Origin of the sequence: Rhizobium sp. CF142, from assembly GCF_000281145.1 — a bacterium.
In the GTDB taxonomy this organism is placed as follows: domain Bacteria; phylum Pseudomonadota; class Alphaproteobacteria; order Rhizobiales; family Rhizobiaceae; genus Rhizobium.
Genome location: NZ_AJWE01000133.1, coordinates 1 through 12,098, shown reverse-complemented (window position 1 = coordinate 12,098; position 12,098 = coordinate 1). Strand labels below are relative to the sequence as shown.

The following is a 12,098-nucleotide window of genomic DNA, read 5'->3' as shown; positions in this document are numbered from 1 at the left end:
TGCACCTCCAATGGTTCGGCTCAGGACTTCACGGCGCCGGCAGTCAATCCGGCGATGATGTGTCTCTGGGCGACGAAGAAGACGATGATGGTTGGCAGGATGGTGAGCGTGATGAAGGCCAGCACCAGTTGCCATTCGGTGCCGTATTCGCCGCGATAGACCATGATGCCGAGCGGCCAGGGATATTTGGATTCCGAGTTCAACATGATCAGCGGCAGGATGTAGCTGTTCCAGCTGCCGACGAAGGAGATGATGCTTACAGTGGCGACGATCGGGCGGGAAAGCGGCAGCGAGATATGCCAGAAGAAGCGCAGATAACCACAACCGTCGACGAAAGCCGCTTGGAACAATTCTTCCGGAAGATTGCGGAAATAGTTTCGAAACAAGAGGATGCTCATGCCGAGACCGAAGGCCACCTGCGGCAGCACCACGCCCCAATAGGTGTTCAACAGGCCGAGATCGCGGATGCGGATGAAGAGCGGCAGGATCGCAGTCGCCGCCGGAAACATCAGCCCCAGCAGGAAATAATTGAGCAGGAAGGACGAGCCGAAGAAGCGGACATGGGCAAAGGCGAAAGCCGCCATGGACGAGACGATCAGCGTCAGGAGCACGGTGAGGGCTGCGATGACGAGCGAATTGCCGATCTGCAGCCAGTAGCGTTCACCGAAGAGAATATCCGTATAGTTCGCCCATTGCCATTCCGTCGGCAGGCCGAAAGGGTTGGTGCGCAGGTCGCCCAGCGTCTTGAAGCCGCCGAGCGCCGTCGTCAGTAGCGGCACGAGCACGATCGCGGCGATAAGGCTCAGCGATACGTAGAGATAGATGCGTGTGGACACGCTCATGCGGATGGAAGAGCTCATATCAGTCATGACGCATGAATATCCTTTTGTAACCGAAGGCGAGCGTGACGCAGATGATGAAGAGCACCACCCCGACGGCGCTGCCCAAGCCCACCTGCATGCGCATGACGCCATAAGTGTAGAGGAAGGTGACCATCGTCTGTGTGGAATTGGACGGCCCGCCACCGGTCAGCGGCATGATCATGTCGAAGAGCTGAAGCGAGCCGACGACGGCAAAGAAAATCGAAAGACGCAAGGTCGAGCCGAGCAGCGGCAGCGTGACGTAACGGAATTTCTGCCAACCGGTGGCGCCGTCGATTTCGGCCGCCTCCAGCACGTTCTTGTCGACCGATTGCAGACCGGCGATGAACAGCATCATGTGGAAGCCGAAATATTTCCAGACGATGACCCCAAGCACGGCGTAGATCGCCACATCCTTGTCGGCGAGTACGTAGGGATTGGCCAAGCCGAAGAAGCTGGAAATGGCGGCAAACAGGCCGTAGTCGCCGTCATAGACGAAACGCCAAATGAGGCCCGCGGCAACGTCGGCAAGCACATAGGGCAGGAAGAAGATCAGCCGGAAGCCCACGACGCCTGGAATGCGATGCGCAAGCATAGTCGCCAGCCAGATGGCGAGCGGCACCTGGATGCAGATCGAGATCACGATGATCAGGCCGTTGTTGACGAGCGCCTGGGTGAAAGCCGCATTGCGGAACAGAACCTGGAAATTGCGGAGTGCAATGAACTCCGTCGGCGTGCCGTAGCCGTTCCACTTATAGAGGCTGTACCAGGCAGCCTCCCCCATCGGCATGATGACGAAGAGCGTGAAGAGCAGCAGCGCCGGCGGTAGAAATAGCAACAGCACCGTCAGCCGGTCGTGCGCGACCGAGCTCTTGCTGTTTGCGGCTCTTCTTGCCGGCCTTGCGGCACTTGGTGTCGATAGGACTGAAATATTGGCCATGGTTCCCGCTTTCGTATCTCGTCGGCAGCGATGCTGGCGCTCCGTTCTTGGAGCGCCAGGAAGGTCCCCGGGCGGCGCTGGTTATTGTTCCAGTTCGAAAGCGTCCTGGATCATCTGAGCGCCGTCCTTGGAATTCATCTGTCCGGAGACGATTTCCACCGACACGTCGTTGACGACGCGGCCGACGGCTGCACCGAGGTCCTGGTCGAAGAAGTTCTGATGCCAGGTCGAGGCGGCAAGCTGTTTTGCCGATTCGGCGAGCAGCGGGTTGACGACGCCGTCATCGGCGCCGACGGCTACGGGCAGAAGCATGCCGGCCTTGGCCATCGCGCGCTCGTTCTCCGCGCTCGTCAGGAAAGCGAGGAAATCGATCGCTTCCTTGGAGGCCTTCTTGGTAACGGCCCAGCCGTTCAAACCGCCGAGCGTATCCGTCGGCTTGCCGGCGCCGCCATCAACCGCCGGAAAGGCGAAGCGGCCGATATTGTCGGCTGCGAGGCCCTTGCCGTCACCGGCATTCTTACGCTGATTGGCCTCGGTCGCTTCAAAGCCGAGGATGATCGCAGCCTTGCCGTCACCGAAAACGCCGAGCGCCTGCGGCCAGGTCGAACCGAGATAGCCGGGCTGGAAAGGTTCGAGCTTGCCGAGCTCGGCCAGGTCGTCACCGGCCTTGATGATTGCCGGATCAAGGAAACCTTCTCCTTCACCCTTCTTGGCCGCTTCGAAGACTTTCTGTCCGCCTTCCCGCATGACGAGATAGCTCCAGTAGAAGTGGATCGGCCATTTCTCGCCGCCGCCGCCGGCAATTGGCACGATGCCGGCCGCCTTGATCTTCTTCACCGTCTCGAGAAAATCGGCCCAACTCTTGATGTCCTCCGCTTTGACGCCGGCTTTGGCAAACAGCGCCTTGTTATAGAAAAAGCTGACCAGGCCGACCTTATAGGGGATGGCCCAGGTCTTGCCGTCGAAGGTCAGACCATCGACCGAAGCTGGCGTATAGGCGCTGCGCAATTTGCCGCCATCGGCATCGAGGGCCGCCGTCACATCCTGGAGCGCGCCGGTCTCGGACTGCTGCTTCAAGACGCCACCGCCCCAGCTGAAAAAGAAATCCGGCACGTCGTCGGACTGCAACAACGTCGGAAGCTTAGCCTTGAAGGCCTCGTTTTCGAGGAACTGCATCTGGATGTCGACGTCAGGATGCTGGGCTTCGTACTTCTTGACGATATCTTCCCAGGCTGCGACGTTTTTCGGATCGAGTTCGAGATGCAGCCACTTGACCGTCGTCGCCGAGGCAGCACCTGCTCCTGCCACCAACATGCCGGCTGCCGCGGCCATGGATACGATGCGCCTGCCGCCGAAAGCGGCGCTCTTCAACATAAAATTCATGATTTTCCTCCCAGGGGCCATGTCCTCACAATTTTTCCCCTATGCGGATTAATTCAACGGAGCTTTTGCCCAATGTCAACCCAATTGCTGTATTTTTCGTCATATTCGCTTGACAGCGCTCCGTAATTGCCTGTTATTTATTTCGTAACCCGTTAAAAATATTAGGCCCCTCGCCCCAACGAACCGATTGTCTGGCTACTTTTCATGAAGACTGCAGACCCCGAATTAATGCGTGCGATCAACCGCTTGAACGTGCTCGACACGATCCGGCGCCATGGTCCGATTTCTCGTATCCAGATCAGTGAGCGTACGGAGCTCTCGACTACGACGGTTTCCGCCATCACCGCCTCACTGCTCGACGACGGCCTAATCCTGCCACGTCATGAGGGCGATATCCGCAATGAGGCCGTGCGCGGAAGGCCCCGCGTGATGCTGGAGCTCAATCCGGATGCCGCCCGCGTGGTTGGTGCCAAGATCGCGGCCAGCCGTATGGTTTTCGCCGTCACCAATTTCCGTGGCGACGTGCTCTCCAAGCTGGCGCTGCCGATCCGCATCGATCGTCAACCGATCGCGGTCATTGCGGACCTGATCGAGGACGGTGTGCGGCGCTGCGTCGTCGATATCGGCTTGTCGCTCGATGATATCGACAGCATCTGCCTTGCACTTCCCGGCGTCATCGAGCACCGCACGGGCCACATCCGTTCCAGCCCGATATTTCGCGAAGTCAATATTGATTTTGCTGCGGAAATGTCTGCTCGCCTGTCGACGCCGACCATCATCGAAAGCGACGCGCATGCCATCACGCTTGGCCATCACTGGTTCGGCAAGGCCCGCGACCTCGAAGACATGGTGCTGATCTCGCTGGAGCAGACGCTCGGTCTCGGCGTTCTCCATGACAACCAGCTTTTCCGCGGCGCCGGCGGCCTCAGCCACAATCTGGGCGATCTCGTCCTCGGCATGGGCAAGCAAGGTGTGGTCCGTCTTTCCAGCCAAGCGGGAGAGAGCGCGATTCTCGGTGAGCGGCAGGCCGATGGGCGTTTTGCCGAAGCTGTGCGCCTCGGCCGCGGCATGACCCATGTACAGGCGATGATTGAGGCCGATGATGACCAGCTCATCGGAGCGGCAGTCCGAGCCGGCGAAGCCGTGGGGCTCACAATCGCCAATATCGTCACACTGTTTGCACCGCCGCGGGTCATTCTCGTCGGCTCCTCGCTTGCGCTTGGCGAGCCCTTTCTGAACAGCCTGCGCGACGCCTATGCGCTCGCCATCCCGCCTTCCCTGCAGGGCGTCAGCGAACTCGTCTTCGACGATTCGACCGACGATTTCTGGGCTCAGGGCGCGGCCGCTGTTGCCCTTTACGAACTCTATGAATCGCCCTGGAGCACCACAGGGCCGGCGCTCTGACGCGCAAAACCTGAATTTATCGGAGGATATGATGGAAAAAGTCGGTATCGGCATTATTGGTTGCGGCAATATCTCGGGCGCCTATCTGAAGGCGATGACATCGGCATTCCCGATCCTCGACATCCGCGGACTGGCCGACCTCAATCGCGACCTCGCTGAAGCAAAAGCCAGCGAATTCAACCTTCAGGCTAGGACAGTCGACGAGCTTTTCGCCGATCCGAAGGTCGAAATCATCGTCAACCTGACCATTCCGAAGGCCCACGTCGCCGTCGGCCTGCAGGCACTGGAGGCCGGCAAGCATACCTATTCGGAAAAGCCGTTGGGGATTAATTTCGCGGAAGGGAAAAAATTGGCGGATGCCGCCAAAGCCAAGGGTCTGCGCATTGGCGCTGCCCCTGACACCTTCCTCGGCGGCGGCCATCAGACCGCTCGCGCGCTGATCGACGAGGGCATCATCGGCATTCCAGTCGGCGGCACCGCGACCTTCATGTGCCCGGGCCATGAGCGCTGGCATCCCAATCCGGCCTTCTATTATGAAGTCGGCGGCGGCCCGATGCTCGACATGGGTCCCTATTACATCACCGACCTCGTCAATCTGCTGGGGCCGGTCGCCAAGGTTGCCGGTTTTGCGGTCACGCCGCGCAACGAGCGCATCATCACCAGTGAGCCGCGCAACGGTGAGCGTATTCCGGTTCATATCCCGACGCATGTGACCGGCGTTATGGCTTTCGCCAATGGCGCCGTCGTGCAGATCGGCATGAGCTTCGATGTGGCCGGTCACAAGCATGTGCCGCTCGAAGTCTACGGCACCGAAGGCACGCTGATCGTGCCGGATCCGAACCGGTTTGAAGGCCCGGTCGAATATCTGAAGAAGGGCGGCCAGTTCGAAGACCAGCCGGTGACCCTGCCTTATGCCGACGGCAACTATCGCTCGCTGGGTGTGGCTGATCTCGCCCATGCCATCCGATCGAACCGGCCGCACCGCGCAAACGGCGATCTGGCACTGCATGTGCTCGAAGTGATGGAAGCCTTCCAGAAGGCATCCGACACCGGCAGCACGGTAGCGCTCACCACGACAACGGAGCGCCCTGCTCCGCTTTCTCAATCCCTCGTCGACGGACTGCTCGGCAAGTAACATTCAGGAGGAATACACGATGCGTGAAGCACTGATCGTCTGGGGCGGCTGGGCAGGCCACGAACCCGAACAATGCGCCGCAATCATCAAGGACATGCTCGAAGAAGACGGCTTCAAGGTCTATGTGGAGCACAGCACGGAGGCTTTCGCCGACCCGTCGATCCATGATCTGAGCCTGATCGTTCCCGTCATCACCATGTCGAAGATCGAGAAGGAAGAGGTGAAGAACCTCGCCGCCGCGATCGAAAGCGGCGTCGGCATTGCCGGCTATCACGGTGGCGCCGGCGATAGCTTCCGCGATTCGACCGAATACCAGTTCATCATCGGCGGCCAATGGGTTGCTCATCCCGGCAACATCATCAACTACACGGTCAACATCACGCGGCCGGATGACCCATTGATGGAGGGGATCACCGATTTCCCTTATAATTCCGAGCAGTATTACATGCATGTCGACCCCTCAAACGAGGTGCTGGCGACGACCACGTTCAACGGCGAACATGCTTACTGGATCGATGGCGTGACGATGCCGGTCGTCTGGAAGCGGAAATACGGTAAGGGCCGCGTCTTCTATTCCTCGCTCGGCCATATCGCCAAGGAATTCGACGTGCCGCAGATGAAGACAATCTTCCGCCGCGGCGCCAACTGGGCGGCCCGCTGATCGCTCCGAATTAAAGGCTGCCGGTGTCTCGCCGGCAGCCTCATATGAAAAGTGCATATTTGGGCACGACACGGGTGCCAAACCCGTCGATATGCGTTACTGCTGTGGGAAGAACGAACCAGACAGTAAGACAATGAGCGATAACGTTATCAAGTTTCGCAAGCCGAAGCCCCCGCCGAAAGCCCCCAATCCCATGCTCCGCAAGCTCGTGATCATCGCTGCGGTGATCATCGTGTTTGCATTGGCCTGGGTCTATGTCCAGGTCACCGGCGTGCCGCCGCAATAATCCAGCGAGGGATCGTCCGATGAGCGTTCGCCCGCCACAATCCTTCAGGCAATCCTTTTCGTCCGAAGGCGGGGTGAATGTACTCGAATACGAGCTCATGTCGGAGCGCGCCAGTTCACTCGGACGCAACGGTCTCAAAGTCGAATCGGCCCTCTCTGCCTTGAAGGCCTGGAATCCCGATCGTCATAGCGCCGAGCAGCGCGAAACGTTGATCAACGAGGCGTCCGATGCAGTTTGGGCGCTCTTCGTCCAGCGCGAGATCTGCGGGCTGCGTAACAATAAGGATATCATCCAGCGCTACGCCATTCCCGGTGAAGTGCTGGCGCGGGTTGGCGTCATCAGGAAATAGCGGCAGTCTGGCTCTGTGTCGCTGGCGCCGGATACGAGAGGACGAATGCGCGTGCCTCTTTTTCCAGCCATTCGCAAAAGAGCGAGGATTTGCGGTTTCGCCTCGCGCGGCGCAAGGCCACGTATTCGTGGCCGCTTTCCAGAAATCCATGCGGCGCCGCCAGCCTGCCAAAGCGGACATCATCCGTCACATAGGGCCAGGGCACGACGCAGACGCCAAGCCCGGCATTGGCCGCCTCCAGCATGAAATAGAAATGCTCGTATTCGACACGGCTGCCGGCTTCGACGGCGATGCCCGAGCGAGCGAGCCAGTCACCCCAGGCGCGTAGACGGCTGCGGGTATGAAGCCGAGCGGCACCTGTGAAGCGCTCACCGACAATTTCCGCCAATGCCGGCGAAAGCACGGTACCAGTCTGCTCGGGAAAGAGCGGGATGACATCCGCGCCGGCTGGCCAGGGTGCTGTTCCAACGCGGATAGCGACATCGAAGCTGTCGCGGGCAAAATCCACCGGACGTGAAGAGGCGGTCAGACGCACATCGATATCAGGATATTCCGCCTGAAACCGATAGAGCCTTGGGATCAGCCAGCGCATGGTGAAGGTTCCGGGGCAGGATACATCAAGCGCACCATCCTCGGTATCGGCCACCGCGCGGACCGACGTGTCAATCTGGTCGAAGGCCGCATTCAGGCCTGAAAGAAGTGTAGAACCGGCTTCGGTCAGACGCAGCCGGTTCTTCGGGCCCTCAAAGAGGGGAACGCCGAGCACATTTTCGAGATGCTGGATCTGGCGGCTGACGGCGCTATGGGTGACGTTCAGCTCATCGGCGGCGAGCGTCATGCGCCCGAGACGGCCGGCGGCTTCGAAAGCGCGGAGCGCATTGAGCGATGGTATGCGGCGAGCCATGTGCGTTTTCCGAACAATATTTGTTCGATCATATCGGTTTTCACACTGCATTCCATGGTGTTTCTTGCGGCTCGCGAATTAGCGAATGCCTTTTCAGGAACAACAGATGCCGGACCGCAGCGCATTCCGGCAATGGCGAAACTTTGCCTTTTGAAGCAATTATGGAGAGTGATCGTGAACAGCAGACACAGTGACGGAAGTGCGGGCGATGCCAATTACGGCGTGATCGGAACGAACTACATCAAGTATCGCCAGCCCGACCCGCATATCGCGGAGTTTATTCGTACTGCGCTCGGCAATGCCGAAACCGTGCTGAATGTCGGCGCTGGCGCCGGCTCTTACGAGCCGGTCGACCGGAAGGTGACGCCGGTCGAACCTTCTGCCTCCATGCGGGCACAGCGCCCGGCGCATCTGCCCGAGGCGATCGACGCGACGGCAGAGAAACTGCCCTTCGCGGACCAATCCTTCGATGCGAGCATGGCGACCTTCACTGTGCATCAATGGTCGGATCTCAAGGCTGGCCTTGCAGAAATGCGGCGCGTTTCGCGCGGCCCGGTGCTGGTCCTGAGCTGCGATCCCAATGAGCTGGAACGCTCCTGGCTGTCCGATTATGCACCGGAAATGATCGCCGTCGAGGCAAGCCGCTATCCGGCCCTGCAGACCATCGCAGATCATCTCGGCGGCACAATCGAGATATTGCCCGTGCCGATCCCGCTTGCCTGCATCGACGGTTTCGGCGAGGCCTACTACGGTCGGCCGGAGCTTATGCTCGATCCAGGCGCCCGGCTTGCAAACTCAGCCTGGAGCTTCGTCGATCCGTCGATCGGCGAACGTTTCGTGGCCGAACTGGACCGCGATCTCAGGGACGGCACGTGGGATGCTCGTTACGGGCATCTGCGCACGCAACCCTTCTTTGAAGGCTCGCTGCGCCTGATCGTTGCCCGCTCCTAGCTAAAGAAGCGGTTCTCCGTTCGCGGCAGACCGAGATGTTCACGCAGCGTCGTGCCCTCGTATTCCCTGCGGAACAGGCCACGGCGCTGCAACTCCGGCACCAGGCGTGTGGTCACGTCGTCGAGCCCCTCCGGCAGGTAGGGGAAGACGACGTTGAAGCCGTCGGAGCCCTCTTCGTCCAGCCAGCGCTCCATTTCGTCGGCAATGCTCTCTGGCGTGCCGACGAAGGCAAGGCCGGAATAGCCGCCGTAACGCTGGGCGAGCTGCCGGACGGTGAGGTTTTCCTCCTGCGCCAGCTTGATGACCTGAGCGCGGCCTGTCTTGCTGGCATTGGTATCGGGAATATCCTTGGGCAACGGCGCATCCGCGTCGAAACCCGAGGCATCGTGGCCAAGCGCGATCGACAGCGAGGCAATGGCGCTATCGTAGTGAACGAGGCTGTCGAGGGCGAGACGTTTGGCACGCGCCTCCTCGATACTGTCGCCGATGACGACAAAGGCGGCCGGCAGCAACTTCAGGTGATCGCGGTTGCGGCCTATGGCCTGCATCCGACCCTTGATGTCAGCGTAAAGCGCCTTGCCGCCGTCGAGATCGCGCGGCGAACAGAAGACCACTTCGGCCGTTTCGGCGGCAAGCTGCCTGCCGGGGTCCGACTGGCCGGCTTGCACAATCACTGGCCAGCCCTGAACCGGTCGGGCGATGTTCAACGGCCCGCGCACGCTCAGTTCCTCACCCTTGTGGTTGAGCACATGCATTTTTTCGGGATCGAAATAAATTCCACTCTCGCGATCACGGATGAAAGCATCGTCAGCAAAACTGTCCCAGAGGCCGGTGACGACATCGTAGAATTCGCGCGCACGCTTGTAGCGCTCGCCATGTTCCACGTGCTCGTCGAGGCCGAAATTGAGGGCCGCATCGGGATTGGATGTGGTGACGATGTTCCAGGCGGCCCGGCCATTGCTGATGTGATCGAGCGAAGCGAAGCGGCGTGCCACATGGTAGGGCTCGTCGAAGGTGGTCGATGCCGTTGCGGCGAGCCCGATCCTCTCGGTGACAGCCGCGAGCGCCGACAGCAGCGTGAAGGGCTCGAAGGAAGTCACGGTGTGGCTGCGCTTCAGCGCCTCCACCGGCATATTGAGCACGGCCAGGTGATCGGCCATGAAGAAGGCGTCGAACTTCGCGGCTTCCAACTTCTGCGCGAAGGATTTGATATGGGCGAAATTGAAATTGGCATCCGGATAGGAGCCGGGATAGCGCCATGCGCCGGTATGCAGACTGACGGGACGCATGAAGGCGCCGAGGCGCAACTGCCGTGAACGGGTCATATTTTCCTCATGGATCGGGCGAAGCGGCCGCCTGCCCTTTGCTGGACGCTAATGCCGGAATGACGTGTCTGTTTGGACTACGTAGGCGTTGGCGCACAGCAATTCGAGATCAGCATTGGCATTTTCTGGCGGCGATTTCACCGGCAACCCGGTCAATTCCCGGTGAGATGGATATGGGCAGACGTTAGCCGTGCCGACGCGCCTCGCAGAAGCAAGCACTTTCCATTTTCTATCACATCTATAGAATTTATAATCTTACCTGTCGCTCCGATTTCTTTCACCCATATCACGGTCAGAACTGGAGAAATCGATGACGACCGTACTCAGGCAGCAAGACCAGATCCGGCCCGTGGCCGCCCGCATTGCCAGCGACGAGGAGGCGCTTGAGACGGCCCGCAGGCTTGCCGCTCAATTTGCCGCCACGGCCGCCGCGCGAGATGCGGAGCGCCGGTTGCCTTTCGCCGAACTCGACGCAGTGGCGCAATCCGGCCTGCTGGCGATTGCCGTTCCCGCGCAATATGGCGGGCTCGATGTCTCGAATGCCGTGCTGGCTGAAGTGACCGCGATCCTGGCGGAAGCGGATGGTTCGATCGGCCAGATCCCGCAGAACCATTTCTACATTCTGGAAGCTCTGCGCACCGATGGCAGCGACGAGCAGAAACGGTATTTCTTCGGCCGGGCGCTTGCCGGCGATCGTTTCGGCAATGCGCTTTCGGAGCGCGGCACGAAGACGGTCGGCCACTACAATACGCGCATCGTCAGGGACGGTCCCGGCTATCGTATCAACGGCCAGAAATATTACTCGACTGGCGTGCTGTTTGCCGACTGGATCACGGTCTTCGCGCTCGACGAGGAAGACCGGCTTGTCATGGCCTTCGTGCCCAAGGGCACCGAGGGTATCGAGATCGTCGACGACTGGGACGGCTTTGGCCAGCGCACGACCGGCAGCGGCACGACGATCCTAAACAATGTCTATGTCCATGCCGATTCCGTCGTTCTGCACCACAAGGGCTTCGAGCGGCCGACGACGATCGGCTCCGTCGGCCAGATCGTCCATGCCGGCATCGATCTCGGCATCGCGCGGGCCGCTTTTGCGGAAACGCTCGAATTCGTACGCACCAAGTCACGCCCCTGGATGGATAGCGGTGTGGAGCGGGCCGCCGAGGACCCGCTGACGATCTCGAAGGTCGGGCAGATCGCCATCCGGCTGGAGGCTGCAGCAGCACTCCTCGAACGCGCCGGCCGCAAGGTCGATGCGGCGCAGATAGAGACGACAGAAAAGACCGTCGTCGACGCCACGCTTGCGGTCGCTGCCGCCAAGGTGCTGACGACCGAGATCGCCATCGAGGCGACCAACACGCTCTTCGAGCTTGCCGGAACCTCTGCGGTCAAGAGCGACCTCAATCTCGACCGGCACTGGCGCAACGCACGCACCCATACGCTGCACGATCCCGTGCGCTGGAAGTACCATGTCGTCGGCAATTACCACCTGAATGGCACGATCCCGCCGAAGAACGGCGCGCTCTGAACCCTCTCCTCAACTAAAAACCCCATCTCCGTCACCGGAAATGGGGTTCTTTTTTGCCTATTTTCCTGAGCTCAGCTGTAGAGGCTGACTTCGGGGATTTTGTCGTTCAACACGAACTCCCCGACTTCCTTGGCCTTGTAGAACACCGGATCGTGCAGCGTGTGGGTGCGCACATTGCGCCAGAAACGGTCGAAGCGATATTTCTCCGCCGTGGAGCGCGCACCGGTCAGTTCGAAGACACGCGAGGTGATATCGAGCGAGACATGGGTGGCATGCACCTTGGCGGTATAGGCTTCCGCCGCCGCCTCGCCGCGCTCGCGGGCGGTGACAGCATGGCCCTTTGCGAGACCTGCCTGAACGGCGGCGGCGGCC

13 protein-coding genes are annotated in these 12,098 nt (G+C 60.2%); 7 read left to right on the top strand and 6 right to left on the bottom strand.

Annotated elements, in window-relative coordinates:
• Nucleotides 1-20 precede the first annotated feature (20 nt).
• From PMI11_RS33815 to PMI11_RS33805, 3 genes are all read right to left on the bottom strand, one after another.
• Nucleotides 21-869 (bottom strand): carbohydrate ABC transporter permease, encoded by an 849-nt coding sequence (locus PMI11_RS33815; RefSeq protein WP_007826625.1) that lies wholly within the window; start codon nt 867-869, stop codon nt 21-23.
• Nucleotides 862-1,800, bottom strand: coding sequence for a carbohydrate ABC transporter permease (locus PMI11_RS33810; protein ID WP_007826623.1), 939 nt, complete (start codon nt 1,798-1,800; stop codon nt 862-864). Before PMI11_RS33810 ends, PMI11_RS33815 begins: the two co-directional genes overlap by 8 nt.
• 81 nt (nt 1,801-1,881) lie before the next feature.
• Nucleotides 1,882-3,183 carry an ABC transporter substrate-binding protein gene (locus tag PMI11_RS33805; protein WP_007826620.1) on the bottom strand — a complete coding sequence of 434 codons (1,302 nt, stop codon included), beginning with the start codon at nt 3,181-3,183 and terminating at the stop codon, nt 1,882-1,884.
• 204 nt (nt 3,184-3,387) lie between these two features.
• Here PMI11_RS33805 and PMI11_RS33800 point away from each other — a divergent pair, with 204 nt between their 5' ends.
• The 5 genes from PMI11_RS33800 to PMI11_RS33785 all read left to right on the top strand — a co-directional run bounded on the left by PMI11_RS33800 (nt 3,388) and on the right by PMI11_RS33785 (nt 7,018).
• On the top strand, nt 3,388-4,587 hold the full coding sequence (locus PMI11_RS33800; protein ID WP_007826618.1) for an ROK family transcriptional regulator: 1,200 nt from the start codon (nt 3,388-3,390) through the stop codon (nt 4,585-4,587).
• 31 nt (nt 4,588-4,618) lie between these two features.
• Entirely contained in the window at nt 4,619-5,722 is a 1,104-nt protein-coding gene (locus PMI11_RS33795) for a Gfo/Idh/MocA family protein (protein ID WP_007826615.1), read from the top strand.
• A gap of 19 nt (nt 5,723-5,741) precedes the next feature.
• Nucleotides 5,742-6,383 (top strand): ThuA domain-containing protein, encoded by a 642-nt coding sequence (locus PMI11_RS33790; protein ID WP_007826614.1) that lies wholly within the window; start codon nt 5,742-5,744, stop codon nt 6,381-6,383.
• Between the two features lie 133 nt (nt 6,384-6,516).
• A complete protein-coding gene (locus PMI11_RS37855) occupies nt 6,517-6,669 on the top strand; it encodes a hypothetical protein (RefSeq protein ID WP_007826612.1) in 153 nt (50 codons plus the stop codon).
• A gap of 19 nt (nt 6,670-6,688) precedes the next feature.
• On the top strand, nt 6,689-7,018 hold the full coding sequence (locus PMI11_RS33785) for a DUF6665 family protein (RefSeq protein ID WP_007826610.1): 330 nt from the start codon (nt 6,689-6,691) through the stop codon (nt 7,016-7,018).
• On the opposite strand, the gene PMI11_RS33780 is transcribed toward PMI11_RS33785, so the two are convergent.
• Nucleotides 7,008-7,922: a LysR family transcriptional regulator gene (locus tag PMI11_RS33780; RefSeq protein ID WP_007826608.1), complete on the bottom strand. Its 915-nt coding sequence runs from the start codon at nt 7,920-7,922 to the stop codon at nt 7,008-7,010. The two genes, PMI11_RS33785 and PMI11_RS33780, sit on opposite strands and share 11 nt — an antisense overlap.
• Nucleotides 7,923-8,096: 174 nt before the next feature.
• Between PMI11_RS33780 and PMI11_RS33775 the strand changes: the two genes are divergently transcribed.
• Entirely contained in the window at nt 8,097-8,873 is a 777-nt protein-coding gene (locus PMI11_RS33775) for a class I SAM-dependent methyltransferase (RefSeq protein ID WP_007826606.1), read from the top strand.
• On the opposite strand, the gene PMI11_RS33770 is transcribed toward PMI11_RS33775, so the two are convergent.
• Complete coding sequence (locus tag PMI11_RS33770; RefSeq protein ID WP_007826604.1) at nt 8,870-10,198, bottom strand: LLM class flavin-dependent oxidoreductase; 1,329 nt, start codon at nt 10,196-10,198, stop codon at nt 8,870-8,872. The genes PMI11_RS33775 and PMI11_RS33770 overlap by 4 nt on opposite strands.
• A 310-nt stretch (nt 10,199-10,508) precedes the next feature.
• On the opposite strand from PMI11_RS33770, the gene PMI11_RS33765 reads away from it, so the two are divergent.
• Nucleotides 10,509-11,726 carry an SfnB family sulfur acquisition oxidoreductase gene (locus tag PMI11_RS33765; protein ID WP_007826602.1) on the top strand — a complete coding sequence of 406 codons (1,218 nt, stop codon included), beginning with the start codon at nt 10,509-10,511 and terminating at the stop codon, nt 11,724-11,726.
• 71 nt (nt 11,727-11,797) lie between these two features.
• On the opposite strand, the gene PMI11_RS33760 is transcribed toward PMI11_RS33765, so the two are convergent.
• On the bottom strand, nt 11,798-12,098 hold a 301-nt coding region (locus PMI11_RS33760; RefSeq protein ID WP_007826600.1), incomplete at its 5' end, for an acyl-CoA dehydrogenase family protein.